Raw genomic sequence first — 18,260 nt, forward strand, 5'->3', positions numbered from 1 at the left:
CAGACCCCTCGCGGTGCTGCATGGCGGTGCCACCGCGAGGCAGATAAGGGCCCGCCCCCCGGAATCCGGGGGGCGGGCCCGTGTCTTTCCCCGCTACTTCTGCTGTGACGTTTCTGCAGTTAGCCGATTCGCGTGTACGTCCGTCCCCTACAGGAACGCGAGGTGCACGATCCCGAACGCCCCCGCGGCCACCAGCGCGGCGGCCGGCATGGTGATGAACCACCCGAGGACGATGTTCTTGGCGACCCCCCACCGCACGGCGTTCAGTCGCTTGGTCGCGCCGACGCCCATGATGGCGGAGGTGATGACGTGGGTGGTCGAGATCGGCGCCTTGAACAGGAACGCCGTGGTGAACATGATCGACGCACCGGTGGTCTCGGCCGCGAAGCCCTGCGGCGGGTCCAGCTCGATGATCTTCCGCCCCAGCGTCCGCATGATCCGCCAGCCACCGGCGTAGGTGCCGAGCGACAGCATCACGGCGCAGACGATCTTCACCCACACCGGGATCGGATCGCCGTAGTCCTCGACATCGGCGATGACCAGCGCCATCACCACGATGCCCATGGTCTTCTGCGCGTCCTGCAGACCGTGCCCGAGCGCCATACCGGCCGCGGACACCGTCTGCGCTATCCGGAAGCCGCGCTTGGCCTTGTGCGGATTGGACCGCCGGAAGATCCACATGATGGCGGTCATGACCAGATAGCCGACCCCGAGCCCCACCAGCGGCGAGATGAACATCGGGATGATGATCTTCTCCAGCACCCCGTCCCAGTACACGGTGGTCCCGCCCGCGAGCGCGGCCCCCACCATGCCGCCGAAGAGCGCATGCGAGGACGAGGACGGCAGCCCGAAGTACCAGGTGATGAGGTTCCAGGTGATGGCCCCGACCAATGCCGCGAAGAGGATCCCCATCCCCTTCGACCCCTCGGGCGTCTGGATCAGCCCCTCACTGACGGTCTTGGCGACACCTGACCCCAGAAAGGCGCCGCCGAGATTCATCACCGCGGCCATCAGCAGCGCGGCCCGAGGGGTGAGTGCCCGGGTGGAGACGGACGTGGCGATGGCGTTCGCCGAGTCGTGGAAGCCGTTGGTGTACGTGAAGAAGAGCGCGACCGTGATGGTCACGACCAGAGCGAAGGTCTCCATGGAGGCGCCTCAGGACTCCTTCACGGCGATGGTCTCCACCGTGTTCGCCACGTGCTCGAAAGCGTCGGCCGCTTCTTCCAGGACATCCACGATCTGCTTGAGCTTGAGGACCTCGATGGCGTCGTACTTGCCGTTGAAGAGATGCGCGAGCAGCTTGCGGTGGATCTGGTCGGCCTGGTTCTCCAGACGGTTGACCTCGATCCAGTACTCGGTGAGGTTGTCCATGGTCCGCAGATTGGGCATGGCCTCGGCGGTCAGCTCGGCGGCCCTGGCGAGCACCTCGATCTGCTGCTCGACGCCCTTGGGCAGTTCCTCGACGTTATAGAGGACGACCAGGTCGACGGCCTCCTCCATGAAGTCCATGATGTCGTCGAGGGACGACGCGAGCTTGTAGATGTCCTCGCGGTCGAACGGCGTGATGAACGAGGAGTTCAGCTGGTGGAAGATCGCGTGCGTGGCATCGTCACCTGCGTGTTCCGCGGCCCGCATACGCTCTGCGATCTCGGCCCGGCCGGCGGTGTCCGCCCCGAGCAGTTCCATGAGGAGCTTGGAGCCCGTGACGATGTTGTCCGCGGATGCGGCGAACATGTCGTAGAAGCTCGTCTCCCTTGGGGTCAGACGAAAGCGCACGTGGGGTCCTCAGGGTGCTTCGGTTTCGGTCAGGCTGATGCTAGGCGCATCATCCGGCCACGGCTAATGGGCCGTCCCCCAGTGTCGCCCATCAGGCACAGTGATCAGCACGGGGGCGTACCAAGGGCCCTATACCCAGCAAAGTTCGGTACGATATACCCAGTAGGGGTATATGTCTGGAGGACGCGATGACGACGACCGAGGCCGGCGCCACGGCGCCCTCCGAGCACGCCGCCGAGCACGCCACGCACGGCTATCACAAGCAGAAGGACGAGCACCTCAAGCGGCTGCGCCGGATCGAGGGCCAGATCCGGGGACTGCAGCGGATGGTCGACGAGGACGTCTACTGCATCGACATACTCACGCAGGTGTCGGCATCGACGAAGGCCCTCCAGTCCTTCGCCCTCCAGCTCCTCGAGGAGCACCTGCGCCACTGTGTCGCGGACGCGGCCGTGAAGGGCGGCGACGAGATCGACGCGAAGGTGGAAGAGGCGACGAAGGCGATCGGCCGCCTGCTGCGGACGTAAGGCCGAAAATCATCGGGAGGGGCGGCCGGGACCCGAGGGGCCCTCGCGCTCCTCCGCCACCCTCAGCACCTGATCGATGCTCTCCATACTGAGCCGGTCCTCGGCGGCCGAGGCCGCGATGATGAGCTCACCGCACAACTCGATCTCGGCGAGGGCCACGTGGTCCTGAACTGCCGTACCGCCGACCGGAGCCACGCGCATCACCTCTTCTCTGCCGTTACCGACTTCCTAGAGTAGGGAGCGGCCTACGCACCGCGCATGGCACGGACGGGCTAGTCCTTGACGACCGTCGAGGTTCCTCACTCCTCGGCGATGCGTCCGGCATAGATGTCGTCGCGGTCGGGCAGCCGTACGTCGACGGGCACACCGAAGTCGAAGAGCAAGGTGGTGGAGGCGACAGCCACAGCATCCTTCTGCTGCCCGTTGACGAAGCTGAACCGATGCCGGACCTTGCGGATCCGCCCTTGCTCGTCCAGATAGACATCGAACGGAACCCGGGGACTGGCGAACCCTTTCGCCGCGGCGGCAAGGGAGTCACGGGTCCCGTCGGAGGCGCGCTGGGCGGCGAGCCGCAGATCCGCGGTGCCACGGTAGTGAGTGACGTCAGTACCGGCGAGCTGCTCCTGCCCCACATAGCTGACGGACTTAACGCCGAGGAGGAGTTGAGCGGCGGCGGAGGGATCGGTGGCGCCGCCGGTGACGAGATTCCCGTCCGAGATGGAGGCGGTCTCGACCCGGACCCATTTGTCGGCGGGAACACCGGCGCCGCGGTTCTTCATGAAGAGAGCGCCAGGGGCAAGGAGTTCGGTGATGGCCCGCTGGGAGGAGTCCCCGGCAGGCCCCTGCGGCAACAGCACCTTGAGCCGCCCCACATGCCGACGAAAGTCGTAAACGCCCTCGCCCCGGATGGTGACACGGGTCCCACCGGTGGCCATCTCCATAGAGGTGTGCGCCTTGGAACTACGAGCATCCACAAGCACGGAGGCGGCCCGCCGCACAACGTCGACCTGCTCCCCACCCCGCCCGTCATCAAGAGGTGCCCCACACCCACCGACGGCCACGACCCCCGCCGCAACAACCGCCCCCCTCCGCCTGAACCGCCGCTCCGCCATCGCCTGCCTACCCCCCAGCCGGTACGTCCGTCACGGGCCCCCCGTCGCCCCGCATAACGACGACCAGGAGCCCCCCGTCACGCACCCGCCCTCCATAGAAGCCCTTTACCAAGCCTCGGTACGGTTGACCCCGTGGCCCACGACCAAGCCTCACCTCCCACCCCCCACCGCACAGTCACCATCGAACGGGGCCCGTTCTGCACGGCCCAGTGCACCTGCGGCTGGAAGGGCCCGGCAAGAAGGGCCAGAAGCCAGGCCAGAGCGGATGCGGCGGCACATAGGGGGGATTGAGCGCGTACGAAGGGGAACGACGCGCCCAATCAAGCCGAACCAACACAGCCCAGCCACATCCAGCCCGTCCGGCGTTTGAGGACGAGGCCGTTCAGGCCGAAGGGGGGTCTGGGGGCGCAGCCCCCAGGGATGGGACGGGTAGGGGCGGCGGGGGCGAGACACTGCTCGGGGCAGCCGAGATGGAACCCCCACCCCCAGCACCCCGTCTCGTTCCACGTAACCCACGGGAGGCGACATGGAACGGCGTACCTTCATCGCCGGCGGCGCAGCCGCACTAACGGCCACCGCCTGCACAGGCACGCGCGCGGACACCAAATCCGGCACCACCACCTCCCGCCCTCCCCTACGCACCACCAGCGCCACCACCCCCACCACCTGGTCCGCCCTCGCCCAAGACCTCGACGGCCCCCTCATCCGCCCGGGCGACACCACGTGGAACACCGCCCGCCAGCTCTACAACACCCGCTTCGACACCCTGAAGCCGGCCGCCATCGCCTACGTCGCCCACCCCGCCGACATCCGCACCGCCCTCACCTACGCCCACGCCCACAACCTCCACGTGGCAATCCGCAACGGCGGCCACTCCTACGCAGGCTGGTCCTCCGGCAATGGCCGCCTGGTCATAGACGTCAGCAAGCTCAACAAGATCCACGCATCGGCCGGCACCGCCGTCATCGGCGCAGGCGCCAAACTCATCGACGTCTACCGAGGACTCGCCGCAAAGGGAGAAACCATCCCCGCCGGCTCCTGCCCCACCGTCGGCGTCTCCGGCCTCACCCTCGGCGGCGGCCACGGAGTGGTCTCCCGGGCGTACGGCCTGACCTGCGACAGCCTCACCCGCGCCACGATCATCACCGCGGACGGCAAACAACTCACCGCCGACGCCACCACCAACAAGGACCTCTTCTGGGCCCTGCGCGGCGCGGGCAACGGCAACTTCGGCATCGTCACCGAGCTCCAGTTCAAGACCCACCCCGCCCCCCAAGCCGTAACGGCCTACATGTCCTGGCCCTGGTCGAAGGCCGCCGCCGTACTGAAGGCCTGGCAGGAATGGGGACCCACCCAGCCCGACGAGATCTGGTCGTCCTTCCACCTGGCGAACGCCGCCGGCGGCACCCCGACCGTCTCCGTCGCCGCCTTCTCCCTCGGCACCTACGGCGAACTCCAGAACGCGGTAGACCGCCTCGCCGACCGCATCGGCGCCCCAGCCACCAGCGTCGCCCTGCGCCGCCGCTCCTACGAGGAGTCGATGGAGCTCTACGCCGGCTGCTCCTCCTTCGCCACGGACGCCCAGTGCCACCTCCCCGGCGCCACCCCGGGCCGCTCCCCGCAGGGCGCCCTGAACCGCGAGACGTACGCCGCGAAGTCGGACTTCTTCGACCGCTCGATCTCCGCGGCAGGCATCCAGACGCTGCTGAACAAGATGAAGTCCGTCCGCGGCGGCTCCGGCAGCATCGCCCTCACCGCCCTCGGCGGCGCGGTCAACCGCGTCAACCCCACAGCGACGGCGTTCGTCCACCGCCGCTCCCGCATGCTGGCCCAGTACATCGCCGCCTGGCGGGCGGGCACGAGCGGCGCCACGGCCCAGTCCTGGCTGACCGAGGCCCACACCGCGATGAAGCCGTACGCGTCGGGCGCGGCCTACCAGAACTACACGGACCCGAGCCTGAAGAACTGGCGCACGGCGTACTACGGGGACGCGGCCCCGCGTCTGACCCAGCTGAAGAAGCAGTACGACCCGACGGGGTTCTTCACCTATCCCCAGGCCCTGTGAAAGGCCCTCAGGCCGCCAGGTCCCGCTCCTCGGCGTCCGCGTTCTCCTTGCGCGCACCCGGGATAACGGCACCGTCGTATGACGACACCTTTCTGGACCGGACGAGCCACCCCACCCGAGGGGACCGCTCGACGGCCTTCATCAGCGGCGTGAGCAGCGCCGAGGCGACCGGCGACAGCAGCAGGGTCACGGCGGTCCCGAGCGCGAACCCGCCGATGACATCGGTCGGATAGTGCACACCCATGTAGACCCGGCAGAAGCCCTCGAGCAGGGCCAGCCCGATCCCCACAAGGCCGAACTTCCGGTTGGCGACGAACAGCCCGACCCCCATGGCCATGGTGATCGTCGCGTGGTCGCTCACGAAGGAGAAGTCGGTCTTGCCGGAGACCAGGACGTCCAGGCCCTGGTGGTCGAGGAAGGGCCGGGGCCGTTCGACGAATCCCCGTATCGGGACATTCACCAGCACCGCGATCCCGGCCGCAAGCGGCGCCCACACCAGCGCGGCGACGGACGAGGCGGCATCCTCCCCGCCCCGCCTGCGCACGGACCACCAGCACCACAGCACCAGCAGCACCATGGCGATGAGCAGCCCGAACTCACCGACGTACTCCATGACCCGGTCGAACCACTGCGGTGCGTCCTTGGCCAGGCCATTGATGTCGTAGAGCAGCTCGACGTCGGGGTTCGACCCGGATGCTGCGAGTCCAGCCATGGTGCTGCGGCCCCTTCGTCGTCTCTCCCGCTACGCCATCAGGAACGCACGGCTCCTGTTAATACGTTCCACACTCCACTGAATGATCACTCAGACGTTATCGAAGAGAGACACATCATCGCAGCTCAGGGGGTGGGTTCACGCTGCGTCTACACCTCGGTGGGGAGCGCTTTCGCGCCATCTTCGGTGACCCGGGTGGCCCCGAAGTAGTCGGGGGTGTCGATCGGGTCGAACCGGATCACAGCACCTGTTCTCGGGGCGTCGATCATGTACCCGCCACCGACATAAATCCCCACATGGCGGATGGCCCGCGAGTTGGTGAGGTCGTCCGAGAAGAACACCAGATCCCCGGGGAGCAGCTCGTCCCTGGCCGGATGCGGCCCGGCGTTGTACTGATCGTTGGCGACACGCGGGAGCGAAATCCCGACACTTTCGTACGCGGCCTTCGTCAGCCCGGAACAGTCGAACCGCCCACCGTCCTCGGCGGTCCCGTCACCACCCCACAGATAGAGCGTCCCGAGCTTCTCCTGCGCGTAGGAGATGGCCCCGGCGGCCTGCTTCGAGGGATCGACCCGGCCGACGGGCGCGGCAAAGCTGTCCTGCAGCGTCGTGATCGTCTTCACGTAGTTCTGGGTCTCGCGGTACGGCGGCACGCCCCCGTACTTGATGACCGCGTACGCCCCGGCGTTGTAGGCGGCGAGCATGTTCTTCGTCGCGTCGCCCGGCACGTCCTTGACGTAGGAGGCGAGTTCGCAGTCGTACGACGCGGCCGAGGGGATCGCGTCCTGCGGATCCCATACGTCACGGTCGCCGTCGCCGTCGCCGTCGATGCCGTGGGTGGCCCAGGTGCCGGGGATGAACTGCGCTATCCCCTGCGCGGCGGCCGGGCTCTGCGCCTTCGGGTTGAAGCCGCTCTCCTGGTAGAGCTGGGCGGCGAGCAGCGCCGGGTTGATGGCGGGGCAGAGGTTGCCCCACTTCTGCACGAGCGTCGAGTAGGCGGCGGGCACCGCCCCCTTGGCGAGCGCCTTGGCCCCGCCGCCGATGCCGTTGGCGAGGTTCCCGGCGACGACGTACACCCCGACGACGAGCAGCATCACGAAGCTGAGCCCCGCCGCGACAACGGCACCCGCCACGATCCACGCCTTGCCCACCGTCAACCGCCCCTCGCCCACCGGGAGTCCGCCCGCGTCAGTCTAGGAGCTTCCCACGCGGAATCCGGCGCAACCAGGGCGGTGGTGACGGTGACTCAGAAGGTCGTCGTCATCCAGCGGTTCAGAACAGCCATGGCTCATCGGCCGGGGCCCATTACCTGACAGGTCATCGACCCCCGCCCGCCCCGCTGACACGATCGTCCATGTCAGCGGATGCCAGCCGATGCCAGTCGAAGCCAGGAGCCCGACCACCCCGACCCGGAAGGACCCCCGCCATGAGCGCCTACGCCATCGCCCATCTCCGCGAGATCACCCCGCACGCGGAGATCGCCGAGTACATCGAGCGCATCACCGCCACCTTCGAGCCGTACGGCGGCCGCTTTCTCGTCCATGGGCGGGAGCACGAGACGGTGGAGGGCGACTGGGCCGGGGCTGTGGTGATGATCGGCTTCCCGGGGATCGACGAGGCGCGTCAGTGGTGGGACTCACCCGCCTATCAGGAGATCGCCCCCTTGCGCTCCCGGCACATCGAGGGCGACATCATCCTGGTCGAGGGCGTGGACGAGGGCTACGACCCGGCCACCACCGCGAAGGCACTACGGGACTCCCTGCCCTCCTAGGCGGTCAGTTCCGTCTCGCCCGTCCGCGCGTCGGATATGAGTTCCTGGCGGATGTACCACTCCGTGCCGAGGATCCCCTCGCGCGCCCCCGCCGGGAGAGCGGCCAGCATGCCCGGCGCCGCCCCTCGCTCGGCCTCGCTGCGATGGGCCTGCACAGCGGCCCACTTCCGCTCCAGCCAAGGGCGGACATCGACCGTGGTCGTGACCCACTCGTCCGGCACGGTCCTCATGCCCTTGCCCGCCTCCGCGAACTCACCCAGCGCCCAGACCGCCGAGTGCGGATGCGTGGCCAGATACAGCGCACGCGGCTGCCAGGGCTCGCCGGCCTCGGGATACAGCCGCTCAAGTCCCGCCGCCTGCACCGCCAGCACGGTCACGCGGTGGGTGTGCACATGGTCCTCATGGCCGGTGAGACCGCCGTACGCGTCATGGGTGACGACTATGTCCGGGCGGAACTCCCTCAGCTGCGCCACCAGCCGGCCGACGGCCCCGTCCAGCGGGGCGTCGCACAGCCGTGGGCTGCCGGGGGCCGACTCCGGGACCCGGGAGTCGGCGTAGCCGAGCATCCGGGGTTTCTCGGAGGTGCCGAGTATCCGCAGGGCTTCGGCGAGCTCGGCAGCCCGGTGGGTGCCCTCGGCCCAGGTGGCCGTCACCACCGCCGTACGAGAGCCCTCGGCGGCGTTTCTGGCCAGCACCCCGCCCGAGAACAGCGACTCGTCGTCAGGGTGCCCGAACACGGCGAGCAGACTCGGCATCGATCGACCACCTCCGGAGGAACTCAGGCCACCTGAACCTCCAACGGGCAGACCACGCCCGTAAGTTCCTCCGACACCGTCCACAGTCGCCGGGCCGTCGCCGGATCGCTCGCCGCCCGGGATCGGCTCACCAGCGTGGGGCCGCCCCGCCACTCGCCCCAGCCGTCGGGGCCGACATAGCCGGCGCCGGGCAGGTCCTGGGTGGCCGCGTACAGGGTGGGCAGGGCGCCCGCCCGGTCGCTCTGGGCCAGGAACCTGTTGCCGAACCGCATCCCCACCCGGTCCAGCGGACTCGCCGCGTGGCTCTGGAGGTTGGTGGCCGAGTAGCCGGGGTGGGCCGCCAGGGCGCGGACGCGGGAGCCGGACTCGGTCAGCCGGCGCTGGAGTTCCAGGGTGAACAGCAGGTTCGCCAGCTTGGACTGGGCGTAGGCACCGCGCGGGGTGTAGTTCGCGTCCATGTTGAGGTCGTCGAAGCGGATCGTCGCGTCGCCCCAGCGGTGGGCGGCCGAGGCGACCGTGACGACGCGGTCGGTGATGTGCGGCAGGAGCAGGTTCGTCAGGGCGAAGTGCCCGAGGTGGTTGGTGCCGAACTGCATTTCGAAGCCGTCCTTGGTCCGCTGCCGCGGGAGCATCATCACGCCCGCGTTGTTGATCAGCAGATCCAGCGGGCGGTCCCAGCCGGCCGCGAACTCCCGTACGGACGCCAGGTCGGCCAGGTCAAGGCGCCGCACCTCGGTGCTGCCGGACACGGTCGCGGCAGCGGCCCGGCCGCGCTCGGGATCCCGTACGGCGAAGACGACATGCGCGCCCGCTCCGGCCAGCGCGTGGGCGGCGGTGAGTCCGATGCCGCTGTTGGCACCGGTGACGACGGCCGTGCGGCCGCTGAGATCGGGGAGATCGGTCGCGTTCCACTTCTGCGTCTGGGTCATACCCCGAATGTAGGCGCCGACAACAATGCTGTCAACGACAACAATGATGGCGACGCCAACAAAGCTGACGCCGTCAACATCGGGCTACGATGTGCCCATGCCCGAGAGCCGCCCCTACCACCACGGAGACCTGCGCTCCACCCTCCTGGCCGGCGCCGAGCGCACCCTGCGGACCAAGGGCGCCGGCGCGCTCTCGCTGCGCGAACTGGCCCGCGAGGCCGGCGTCAGCCACGCCGCGCCCGGCCGCCACTTCAAGGACAAGCAGGCCCTGCTCAACGCGCTCGCCCTGGCCGGTTACGACCGTCTGGAGCAGGCCCTCCGGGCCGCCGACGACCCCGACCTCCCCCTCGAACCGCGGCTCACCGCCCTGGCCCGGGCCTATCTCCGCTTCGCGCTCGACAACGGCGAGCTGCTGGAGCTGATGTACGCCCGCAAGCACGAACCCGACGCCTACGAGCAGATGGCCTCGGCCATCGACCGCACGGTCGGCTCACTGGAACGGGTCATGGCCGACGCCCAGCGGCGGGGCGAGATCATCGAGGCCGACCCCGCCCAGCTCACGCTTCTCACCGGCGCGACCCTGCACGGCATGGCCGCCTTCGCGGCCGGCGGCATGCTCGAACCCGAGGCGGCCCTGGCGGGCATCGAGGAACTCGTCCACACCCTCCTGCACGGCCTGAGGCCCCGCTGACGCCCGACCAGAAGGGCGTAGCCTTCAGTAGCCTTCACTCGGAGAACGTGTGCCCGTAAGAACGGACAACGACGGAACCACACAACAGGTTCCGCTCCGACTTCATTGCCCGGCGTAACCAGCCGTGATACACAGAGTGACGATACGACTCCGGACAAGGCGTTCGTACGAAACCCGCCAATCAATGACGCCAAGTCGACATACGACGGCGACATTGTCGGCGAGAATGAGGCCTGACCTCTGCGCCCACGCAGGGGATACGGAACTACCCACCAGGGGCGGTGACTTACATGCTCTTTGCGGCCGACGAGGGAGACATCAACACCATCATCGGGGGGATCGCTCCGGACTGGGGCCCCTTCGGCAGCCTGGGCAACGAGGCGAAGGTGATGATCGAGGTGGTGATGGCGGTGGCCATCCTGCTGTGCCTCGGCATCGCCATCTGGGGTGCGGCCAAACAGCGCATCGGCGCCACCGCCCTCCGGGACACCTTCAGCGCGGAGCAGGGCAAGGGCCTCATCATCGCGGGCCTGACCGGCGTCTTCATCATCGGATCGCTCGGCACGCTCTTCACCATCGTGTACGGCATGGCCGTGTAGCCGCGCCCACTCGTCCCCTCCGGGCACGCCCGGTCCGGCCCCCGTCCCTCCCACCCGCCCGTCGTGCCCACCGGCTGAGGTTGCGTTTCCCTGATGTCGAGTCACCACACCGCGCCCGCGCGGGAACCAGCACGGCTACCGTCGTACTCCAACGGCTTCCAGTACGGCGGTAAGGGGGCGTACGCGGCATGAGTCTCGGAGACGAGCGGGAGGCCTCCGGCGGTTACGGAGGCACGGGCCAGACCCGCACGCGACTGCCGGAGGGCGGCGGCGACGTATACGGAGGCGCACGGCGGAGCGGCCGCTCGTCGTCCCGGAGCCTGGTGACGGTGGTCGGCGTGGTGGTCCTCCTGATTGCGGCAATCGCGTTCGCCAACCGTGGAGGAGACGATTCCTCATCGAGCGACGAGGCGACCGACAAGCCGCAGGCGGCGCCTACGGCGGCGAGCGGGGAGCGGCCGGTGGAGGCGGGGTTCGCGCGGGATGAGCAGGGGGCGGAGAGTGCGGCGGCCAACTATGCGGTGACGCTGGTCTCGGCCGACATGCTCAAGCCGGCCCGGCGCACCGAGATCGTGCGGCAGGTTTTCGTCACCGACAAGCAGGCGGAGTTGGAGGACAAGTTCAACGCCGCCTACTCCCAGGAGTTCCTGAGCAACCTCGGCCTCGACGAGAACGGCAACGCCACGGGCGGCAACACCTACGTCTCCCGCACCATGCCGATCGGCACCAAGGTCACGAGCTACTCGGACACCGCGGCGACCGTCGAGGTCTGGTGCACCGGCGTGTTCGGCACAGCCGGGGAGGGCTCCACCGACCCGGTCAGCAGCGACTGGTTCACCATGACCCTCCAGCTGCGCTGGGCGGACAGCGACTGGAAGGTCGACAGCTTCGCCCAGAAGGACGGACCCGCACCCGTCCCCGGGGACAACAAGGCGTCCAGCGCCGACGAGATGGCCAAGGCCGTCGAGGAGTACGGAGGGTTCACGTATGCCCGGTAGCCCGCGCCGCGTCCTCAAGGTCGCCGCCGCCGTCACCGCCGTACAGACCACGGCTGTACTGCTCGCCACGCGTGCCGTCGCCGCACCCACGCCCTCTCCGACGCCCTCGGACGACAACTGCGACCTCATCGTCGGCCCCGCCAAGGACTACTGCGAAAGCGACAACGGCTCGGGCGGCTCCGGCGGATCCACCACCCTGGACCCCACCTCCACCCTCGACCCCCTCTCCTCCCTCGCCAAGGGCTGTGCCGATGCCGCCGCATGGACCGTCGAGAAGCTCAGTGAGGCCGTAAAAGACACCGCGAACGTCGACTTCACCAACCCCAAGTTCCTTCAGCAGTACGCCGTCGTGTTCGCGGCCTCGACCATCCTCACCCTCCTGCTGTGGCTGCTGGCGGTAGCCAAGCGAGCCGTGCGCGGCGTACCGCTCACCACCGCCATCGGCGAAGCGATCGGGTTTCTCTGGCTGACCGTGCTCGCGTCCGCCTTCACCCCGCTGATCCTCTACACGGTCGTCTCCGCCACCGACGGCGTCTCCGAGGTCCTCGCGAAGACGACGGGCGATCAGACCGACGCCTTCTTCGGCACCTTCTCCGGCGCCCTGGAGAAGGGCGAGGACATCGGCGGCGGACCGATCATGCTGATCGTCGTCTCCCTGGTCAGCATCCTCGCCGCCGGAGTCCTCTGGCTGGAGCTCGTCATCCGCGCCGCCCTGCTCTACGTCGGCGCCCTCCTCGGCACCGTCGTCTACGCGGGCCTGGTCGACAAGAACCTGTGGGGACACGTCCGCCGCTGGGCCGGCATCATGATCGCCGTCATTCTGGTGAAGCCGGTCATTGTCATCGTCCTCGGGCTCGCCGGTGCCCTGTCCACCGACGAAGGCCCCGACGCCTTCTCCGCCGTAGTCTCCGGCCTCGCCATCATCCTGCTCGCCATCTTCGCCTCGGCGATGATCTACCGCTTCGTCCCAGGCTTCGGCGACGAGATCGCCGGCTCCCGCAGCAACCGCATCATGCAGGGCGCCGAGAGCAAGGCCGCCGCAGTCATCAGCTCCCCCGCAACCCTGGTCGCCCAGGGCATCAAGACCCACAGCTCCCGCGCCGACAACAACGGCCAGGCCGCCGGAGGCAACAGCGCCCGCCCCGCCAACCAGACCGCCGGCGGAGTCGCCGCGCACAGCTCCCGCCCCACGAACGGAGGCGGCGGAACTGTCCCCTCCGCCGCACCCGTGCCCCGGTCCGGCAGCGCGGTGAACACGCCCCACGCCAGCAACACCCGCAACAGCAGTACCAACAGCACGGGAGGTGAAGGGCGTTGACGACCGAGTCCCACGTGTCCCATCCGGTCACGCCCCGCCGTACATATCTGATCGGCCGCGCCCGGCCGAACGCGATCGTCGGCCGGAATCGTGAAACCGGCGAGATCGCGCTGATCATCGCGGGCGCGTTCCTCGGCATGATGTGCGGGCTCCTCGTCCCCGTCCTCACCCTGCGCATCGTGCTGCTCATGGGCTTCCCGATGCTGGCGCTGGCCGCGGTCTACGTGCCGTACAAGCGCCGGACGTTCTACAAGTGGTTCGAGATCAACCGCAGCTTCAAGCGCAGCCTGCGCCAGGGAACCGTCTACCGCTCGGCGGTGATGGAGGCGGGCGTCCGGATCGACGGGCGCGAGGTCGAGGTCGGCCCGCCGCCCGGCATCGGCCGGATCACCTGGCTCGCCGCCCCGTTCGGGCCCGACGAGATCGCCGTACTGCTGCACGCGGACCGCAGGACGGTGACCGCCGCCATCGAGATCGAGGGCCCGGGCGTCGGTCTGCGTGACTCCGAGGACCAGGAAGCCCTCGTCGACCGCTTCGGCACGCTGCTCAAGCACGTGGCCAACGGCGACGGCTTCGTCACCCGTCTCCAGATGCTCGCCCGCACCCTCCCCGCCGACCCCGACGCCCACGCCAAGGACGTCGCCGTACGCGGGGACGAGAAGGCACTGCCATGGCTGCAGCAGTCGTACGACCAATTGCAGTCGATGGTGTCGACCAGCAGTGAGCAGCACCGGGCGTATCTCGTCGCCTGTATGCACTACACGCGCGAACTGGCCGCCGAGGGGCACGCCATGGCGCGGGCCGCGCGGCCGCAGCAAGGGCGGAAGGTCGACAAGGACGCCGGGCTGGCTGTCGTCATGGCGCGTGAGCTGACCGATATCTGCTCGCGGCTCCAGGAGGCGGACATCCGGGTGCGGCAGCCGCTCGGTCAGGGGCGGCTCGCCTCCCTCATCCACTCCATGTACGACCCCGACCACCCGATCGACCACATCCAGGCGATGACGAAACGTAATGCCTGGCCGGCCGAGCTCGACGCCATGGAGCCCACCTACCTCCAGGCCAAGACCCGGGAGTCCTCCACTCGCGCGCCCTGGTGCCATGCCACGGCCTGGGTGAAGGAGTGGCCGATGACGCCCGTCGGCGTCAACTTCCTGGCCCCGCTGCTCGTCCACACCCCGGACGTCATCCGCACGGTCGCCGTCACGATGGACCTCGAACCCACCGAGATCGCCATCGAGCGCATGCTGACGGAGAAGACGAACGACGAGGCGGAGGCCTCCCGCGCGGCCAAGATGAACCGGACCGTCGACCCGCGTGACGTCGCCGCCCACAACCGCCTCGACCAGCGCGGAGAGGATCTCGCGAGCGGCGCGGCGGGCGTGAACCTCGTCGGTTACATCACGGTCTCCTCCCGCAACCCGGAGGCCCTGGCCCGCGACAAGCGGACCATCCGGGCGTCGGCCGGGAAGTCGTACCTGAAGCTGGAGTGGTGCGACCGCGAGCACCATCGCGCCTTCGTGAATACGCTCCCGTTCGCCACCGGCATTCGAAGGTAGGGCCGCCGCATGCGGGATCCGATGTCCATCCTCACCGACGCCTTCACCTCGTTCCTCTTCGGCAAGGTCGAGACGACCCGGCTGCCCGTGCGCACCTCGACCGGGCAGGCCCAGGCCGTCTATCTCCCCACGGCCGCGCCCGGCCTCGGCGACTCGGGCGTCATCATCGGCCGCGAGGTCTACTCCGGGAAGGGCTATATCTACGACCCCTTCCAGCTGTACGGCCAACAGCTCCCGGCTCCGCACTGGCTCGTCCTCGGCGAGTCCGGCAACGGCAAGTCGGCGCTGGAGAAGACGTACGTCCTACGGCAGTTGCGCTTCCGCGACCGGCAGGTCGTCGTACTGGACGCGCAGGGCGAGGACGGCGTCGGCGAATGGAACCTGATCGCGCAGGAGCTGGGGATAACTCCTATCCGGCTGGACCCGATGGCCGCCCTGGACATGGGGATCCGGCTCAACCCGCTCGACCCGGCGATCACGACGACCGGGCAGCTCGCCCTGCTCCGGACCATCATCGAGGTCGCGCTGGGCCACGGCCTCGACGAACGCTCCGGCTTCGCGCTCAAGGTCGCGCACGCCTACGTCAACGAGACCATCGTGGAACGCCAGCCGGTCCTGACCGACATCGTCGAGCAGCTACGGCATCCCGAACCGGAGTCGGCCGAGGCGATGAACGTCGACATAGACGATGTACGGGCCTGGGGACTCGATGTCGCCCTGGTCCTGGACCGGCTGGTCGACGGTGACCTGCGCGGCATGTTCGATGGCCCGACGACGGTCGGCATCGACCTCGACGCGCCGCTGATCGTCTTCGACCTGTCCCACATCGACCGCAACTCCATCGCCATGCCGATCCTGATGGCGATCGTCGGAGTCTGGCTGGAGCACACCTGGATCCGCCCCGACCGGAAGAAGCGCATCTTCCTGGTCGAGGAGGCCTGGCACATCATCAACAGCCCCTTCGTGGCCCAGCTCTTCCAGCGGCTGCTGAAGTTCGGGCGGCGGCTGGGTCTGTCCTTCGTCGCGGTCGTCCACCATCTGTCCGACGTGGTGGACGGGGCGGCGGCGAAGGAGGCGGCGGCCATCCTGAAGATGGCGTCGACCAGGACGATCTACGCCCAGAAGGCGGACGAGGCGAGGGCGACGGGCCGGGTGCTCGGGCTGCCCAGGTGGGCGGTGGAGATCATCCCCAGCCTCACCCCCGGTATCGCCGTCTGGGATGTCAACGGCAATGTCCAGGTGGTCAAACACCTGGTAACCGAGACCGAACGCCCGCTGGTCTTCACCGACCGCGCGATGACCGAATCCTCGAGCGACCACTTGAGCGACGACGCGCTGCGCGCCGCCGAGCTGGAGGCCGAGGAGCGGGCGGCGGCCTTCGTGGAACAGCACCTCGGCGACTCCGAGTCGACGGTGGCGTAAAGGGGGCGACGGCGTGCGCGCAGACGACCGACGGCAGGAACAGGCGGGCGGCATCCCTGACGGGCTGCTGGTCGGCATACTCGCCTTCCTGCTCGGCCTGACCCTGATGGTGTGGACGGCGACGGGCCTGGCCGGGCTGTTCTCGCACGGCGCCTGGCCGACCGGCGTCACCTTCACCCGTACGCCGCTGGCCCTGCGGTATCTGCTCGGCGCCCCGCACGACATCGCCGGGGCATGGCCGGAGACTCCGGAGGGGGAACTTTCGGGGTACGGGCTCTTCTGGGGGCTGTTCATCGGGCAGTTGATGGTGCTGATCGTGCTCACCGTGTTCGTCATGGGGACGGTGGCCCGGTGGCGGGCGGTGCGGGCGCGGCAGCGGCAGGAGCCGGCGGCGCCCGAGCCGGCACCTGAGCCGATTCCCGTGCCCGTCCAGCACGAGGTGCCCGCGCCGAGACCGGAGCCCGTTCAGGAGACGGCCGCACCCGCAGCTCCGCTGCCCGCGTGGGAGAAGGTCTTCGTGGCCCCGCGGGAATCCCGCCACACCGCCGCGACCCAGGCCGTACGCGACGCCGAGGGCCCCGCCCTGGTCATCACCTCCAACCCGGCGATCTGGCAGGACACCAAGGACGCCAGAGCCAAACTGGGCCCGGTCCACCTCTACGACCCGACCCACCTGTGCGACACCCCGTCCCGCCTCCACTGGTCCCCCACGACAGGCTGCGAGGACAAGCAGACGGCGGCGGCGAGAGCGACGGCGCTTCTCGCCCCGGTCCGGCCGAGCGCGAAGATCGACCAGGCCGTGGCGGACGTAGCCGAAACGCTCCTTCGCAGCGCCCTGCACGCCGCCGCGATAGACGGCCGTACGATCCGCCATGTCCACCGCTGGTCCCAGGGCACCCAGCTCCAGGACGCGGTCCGCATCCTCCGTACCAGCCCGAAGGCCGCGCCCGGCGCCGCCGGTGAACTCGAGGCGGCGCTCACCGCGCACCCCGAACGCCGGGACATGGCCCAACAGTTGACGACCCGGGCGCTGTCCGCCCTGTTCACGGTGAACATCCGCGAGGCCTGCACGCCCAACCGAACTGATGCACTCGCCTTGGATTCCTTCGTGAACGAAGGGGGCACGCTTTATGTGGTGGGTGAATCGATCGAAGATCCCCGCACGAACCCGGGCGCGATGCCTCTTCTCACCGCCCTGGCCTCAAGCGTGGTCGAGCGCGGCCGGCGCATGGCCGAACGGTCATCCTCCGGTCGCCTCGACCCACCACTGACGCTCGTCCTCGACGACGTCGCGGCCGTCGCTCCACTTCCCCAGCTCCCGGAGCTGCTGGCCACCGGGGCGGACCGGGGCCTGCCGACCCTGGCCCTGCTCCGGTCCCGCGAACAGGCCCGCGCCCGCTGGCCGCATGACGAACTACCGGTCTGAGCAGCCCTTCTCGATCACGAACTACCGGTCAGTGCCCTTGTCGAGCACGAACTCGCGCTCCAGCGCCCCGGGTTGCCCCGCGAGCGGCACCGTCACCCCGCTCGGCTGAAACCCCATCCGCCGATAGAAGGCCTGCGCCCGCCCGTTCTCCTCGTGCACGATGAGCCGCACCCGCTCGAGCCCCTGTCGCCACGACCACTGCAGTGCCTCGTCGAAGAGCAGCTCGGTCAGCCCGCACCCGCGATGCTCGGGCCGCATGAACACGCCCACGAGATGCCCCTGCCGCCGCTCCACCGGGAACCCCGCCCAGTCCGTCGTCCCCGCCTCTTCCACCAGCACGGTCAGCGTCCCGACCCACGCCCCGTCCGGCCCCTCGGCGACGACCTGCTGCGCCCCGTCGGCCCCCTCGGAGGTCCGCTCGGTCCGCTCCTTCCAGAACGACTCCGGCTTGGCCTCGGCTTCCTCGTACGTCTCCAGAAAGGCGATCGGCGCCACGGGATCCCGCAGCGCGGCCAGCCGCAGCTCCCTCACCGACGGCCACTCATCGGCCCGCACGGACCGGACGACGTACCGCTCCCCATTGCTCACGCTCATGGCCGCCAC

General features: G+C 69.0%; 19 protein-coding genes. 10 read left to right on the top strand and 9 right to left on the bottom strand.

All coding sequences use genetic code 11. The features are described 5' to 3' along the window. Positions 1 to 147: 147 nt before the first annotated feature. On the bottom strand, positions 148 to 1,146 hold the full coding sequence (locus OHT76_RS20490; RefSeq protein WP_328872312.1) for an inorganic phosphate transporter: 999 nt from the start codon (positions 1,144 to 1,146) through the stop codon (positions 148 to 150). 9 nt (positions 1,147 to 1,155) lie between these two features. After that, a complete protein-coding gene (locus OHT76_RS20495; RefSeq protein WP_315885668.1) occupies positions 1,156 to 1,776 on the bottom strand; it encodes a DUF47 domain-containing protein in 621 nt (206 codons plus the stop codon). A 188-nt stretch (positions 1,777 to 1,964) separates the two neighbouring features. Here OHT76_RS20495 and OHT76_RS20500 point away from each other — a divergent pair, with 188 nt between their 5' ends. Then, positions 1,965 to 2,303: a metal-sensitive transcriptional regulator gene (locus tag OHT76_RS20500; RefSeq protein ID WP_328872313.1), complete on the top strand. Its 339-nt coding sequence runs from the start codon at positions 1,965 to 1,967 to the stop codon at positions 2,301 to 2,303. A 9-nt stretch (positions 2,304 to 2,312) separates the two neighbouring features. Here the strand turns inward: OHT76_RS20500 and OHT76_RS20505 are convergent, their stop codons facing one another. Together OHT76_RS20505 and OHT76_RS20510 are read right to left on the bottom strand one after the other, a co-directional pair. Then, a complete protein-coding gene (locus OHT76_RS20505) occupies positions 2,313 to 2,504 on the bottom strand; it encodes a hypothetical protein (protein ID WP_328872314.1) in 192 nt (63 codons plus the stop codon). Positions 2,505 to 2,602: 98 nt separating this feature from the next. Then, positions 2,603 to 3,415, bottom strand: a complete 813-nt coding sequence (locus OHT76_RS20510; protein ID WP_328872315.1) for a hypothetical protein — start codon at positions 3,413 to 3,415, stop codon at positions 2,603 to 2,605. 526 nt (positions 3,416 to 3,941) lie between these two features. Between OHT76_RS20510 and OHT76_RS20520 the strand changes: the two genes are divergently transcribed. Continuing rightward, positions 3,942 to 5,480, top strand: a complete 1,539-nt coding sequence (locus tag OHT76_RS20520; protein ID WP_328872316.1) for an FAD-binding oxidoreductase — start codon at positions 3,942 to 3,944, stop codon at positions 5,478 to 5,480. Between the two features lie 7 nt (positions 5,481 to 5,487). On the opposite strand, the gene OHT76_RS20525 is transcribed toward OHT76_RS20520, so the two are convergent. Further along, a complete protein-coding gene (locus tag OHT76_RS20525; RefSeq protein ID WP_328872317.1) occupies positions 5,488 to 6,192 on the bottom strand; it encodes a phosphatase PAP2 family protein in 705 nt (234 codons plus the stop codon). Positions 6,193 to 6,341: 149 nt separating this feature from the next. Continuing rightward, positions 6,342 to 7,286: a C40 family peptidase gene (locus OHT76_RS20530; protein WP_443049927.1), complete on the bottom strand. Its 945-nt coding sequence runs from the start codon at positions 7,284 to 7,286 to the stop codon at positions 6,342 to 6,344. 332 nt (positions 7,287 to 7,618) lie between these two features. Here OHT76_RS20530 and OHT76_RS20535 point away from each other — a divergent pair, with 332 nt between their 5' ends. Next, positions 7,619 to 7,963 carry a DUF1330 domain-containing protein gene (locus tag OHT76_RS20535; RefSeq protein ID WP_328872318.1) on the top strand — a complete coding sequence of 115 codons (345 nt, stop codon included), beginning with the start codon at positions 7,619 to 7,621 and terminating at the stop codon, positions 7,961 to 7,963. On the opposite strand, the gene OHT76_RS20540 is transcribed toward OHT76_RS20535, so the two are convergent. Next, positions 7,960 to 8,718, bottom strand: coding sequence for a PIG-L deacetylase family protein (locus OHT76_RS20540; RefSeq protein WP_328872319.1), 759 nt, complete (start codon positions 8,716 to 8,718; stop codon positions 7,960 to 7,962). The genes OHT76_RS20535 and OHT76_RS20540 overlap by 4 nt on opposite strands. 23 nt (positions 8,719 to 8,741) lie before the next feature. After that, the gene (locus OHT76_RS20545; RefSeq protein ID WP_328872320.1) at positions 8,742 to 9,647 is read right to left on the bottom strand and encodes an oxidoreductase; all 906 of its coding nucleotides are present in this window, start codon (positions 9,645 to 9,647) and stop codon (positions 8,742 to 8,744) included. Between the two features lie 97 nt (positions 9,648 to 9,744). Between OHT76_RS20545 and OHT76_RS20550 the strand changes: the two genes are divergently transcribed. The 7 genes from OHT76_RS20550 to OHT76_RS20580 all read left to right on the top strand — a co-directional run bounded on the left by OHT76_RS20550 (position 9,745) and on the right by OHT76_RS20580 (position 17,657). After that, a complete protein-coding gene (locus OHT76_RS20550) occupies positions 9,745 to 10,338 on the top strand; it encodes a TetR/AcrR family transcriptional regulator (RefSeq protein ID WP_328872321.1) in 594 nt (197 codons plus the stop codon). A gap of 290 nt (positions 10,339 to 10,628) precedes the next feature. After that, the gene (locus OHT76_RS20555) at positions 10,629 to 10,937 is read left to right on the top strand and encodes a hypothetical protein (RefSeq protein WP_019526682.1); all 309 of its coding nucleotides are present in this window, start codon (positions 10,629 to 10,631) and stop codon (positions 10,935 to 10,937) included. 188 nt (positions 10,938 to 11,125) lie between these two features. Further along, positions 11,126 to 11,935 (top strand): hypothetical protein, encoded by an 810-nt coding sequence (locus OHT76_RS20560; RefSeq protein WP_328872322.1) that lies wholly within the window; start codon positions 11,126 to 11,128, stop codon positions 11,933 to 11,935. After that, on the top strand, positions 11,925 to 13,253 hold the full coding sequence (locus OHT76_RS20565; RefSeq protein ID WP_328872323.1) for a hypothetical protein: 1,329 nt from the start codon (positions 11,925 to 11,927) through the stop codon (positions 13,251 to 13,253). Before OHT76_RS20560 ends, OHT76_RS20565 begins: the two co-directional genes overlap by 11 nt. Next, on the top strand, positions 13,250 to 14,809 hold the full coding sequence (locus tag OHT76_RS20570; RefSeq protein WP_328872324.1) for an SCO6880 family protein: 1,560 nt from the start codon (positions 13,250 to 13,252) through the stop codon (positions 14,807 to 14,809). The genes OHT76_RS20565 and OHT76_RS20570 overlap by 4 nt, the downstream gene beginning before the upstream one ends. A 9-nt stretch (positions 14,810 to 14,818) precedes the next feature. Then, complete coding sequence (locus OHT76_RS20575; RefSeq protein WP_328872325.1) at positions 14,819 to 16,231, top strand: ATP-binding protein; 1,413 nt, start codon at positions 14,819 to 14,821, stop codon at positions 16,229 to 16,231. Positions 16,232 to 16,244: 13 nt separating this feature from the next. Next, complete coding sequence (locus OHT76_RS20580) at positions 16,245 to 17,657, top strand: type IV secretory system conjugative DNA transfer family protein (RefSeq protein WP_328872326.1); 1,413 nt, start codon at positions 16,245 to 16,247, stop codon at positions 17,655 to 17,657. A gap of 21 nt (positions 17,658 to 17,678) precedes the next feature. On the opposite strand, the gene OHT76_RS20585 is transcribed toward OHT76_RS20580, so the two are convergent. After that, on the bottom strand, positions 17,679 to 18,251 hold the full coding sequence (locus OHT76_RS20585; RefSeq protein WP_328872327.1) for a GNAT family N-acetyltransferase: 573 nt from the start codon (positions 18,249 to 18,251) through the stop codon (positions 17,679 to 17,681). Positions 18,252 to 18,260 lie beyond the last annotated feature (9 nt).

Origin of the sequence: Streptomyces sp. NBC_00287 (assembly GCF_036173105.1) — a bacterium.
Taxonomy (GTDB): domain Bacteria; phylum Actinomycetota; class Actinomycetes; order Streptomycetales; family Streptomycetaceae; genus Streptomyces.

Coding starts and splice junctions, on each gene's coding strand:
- OHT76_RS20490 (WP_328872312.1), bottom strand. CDS start 1,146: ATGGAGACCTTCGCTCTGGTCGTGACCATCACGGTCGCGCTCTTCTTC.
- OHT76_RS20540 (WP_328872319.1), bottom strand. CDS start 8,718: ATGCCGAGTCTGCTCGCCGTGTTCGGGCACCCTGACGACGAGTCGCTG.
- OHT76_RS20525 (WP_328872317.1), bottom strand. CDS start 6,192: ATGGCTGGACTCGCAGCATCCGGGTCGAACCCCGACGTCGAGCTGCTC.
- OHT76_RS20505 (WP_328872314.1), bottom strand. CDS start 2,504: ATGCGCGTGGCTCCGGTCGGCGGTACGGCAGTTCAGGACCACGTGGCC.
- OHT76_RS20530 (WP_443049927.1), bottom strand. CDS start 7,286: ATGCTGCTCGTCGTCGGGGTGTACGTCGTCGCCGGGAACCTCGCCAAC.
- OHT76_RS20535 (WP_328872318.1), top strand. CDS start 7,619: ATGAGCGCCTACGCCATCGCCCATCTCCGCGAGATCACCCCGCACGCG.
- OHT76_RS20545 (WP_328872320.1), bottom strand. CDS start 9,647: ATGACCCAGACGCAGAAGTGGAACGCGACCGATCTCCCCGATCTCAGC.
- OHT76_RS20565 (WP_328872323.1), top strand. CDS start 11,925: ATGCCCGGTAGCCCGCGCCGCGTCCTCAAGGTCGCCGCCGCCGTCACC.
- OHT76_RS20500 (WP_328872313.1), top strand. CDS start 1,965: ATGACGACGACCGAGGCCGGCGCCACGGCGCCCTCCGAGCACGCCGCC.
- OHT76_RS20555 (WP_019526682.1), top strand. CDS start 10,629: ATGCTCTTTGCGGCCGACGAGGGAGACATCAACACCATCATCGGGGGG.
- OHT76_RS20575 (WP_328872325.1), top strand. CDS start 14,819: ATGCGGGATCCGATGTCCATCCTCACCGACGCCTTCACCTCGTTCCTC.
- OHT76_RS20550 (WP_328872321.1), top strand. CDS start 9,745: ATGCCCGAGAGCCGCCCCTACCACCACGGAGACCTGCGCTCCACCCTC.
- OHT76_RS20560 (WP_328872322.1), top strand. CDS start 11,126: ATGAGTCTCGGAGACGAGCGGGAGGCCTCCGGCGGTTACGGAGGCACG.
- OHT76_RS20585 (WP_328872327.1), bottom strand. CDS start 18,251: ATGAGCGTGAGCAATGGGGAGCGGTACGTCGTCCGGTCCGTGCGGGCC.
- OHT76_RS20520 (WP_328872316.1), top strand. CDS start 3,942: ATGGAACGGCGTACCTTCATCGCCGGCGGCGCAGCCGCACTAACGGCC.
- OHT76_RS20510 (WP_328872315.1), bottom strand. CDS start 3,415: ATGGCGGAGCGGCGGTTCAGGCGGAGGGGGGCGGTTGTTGCGGCGGGG.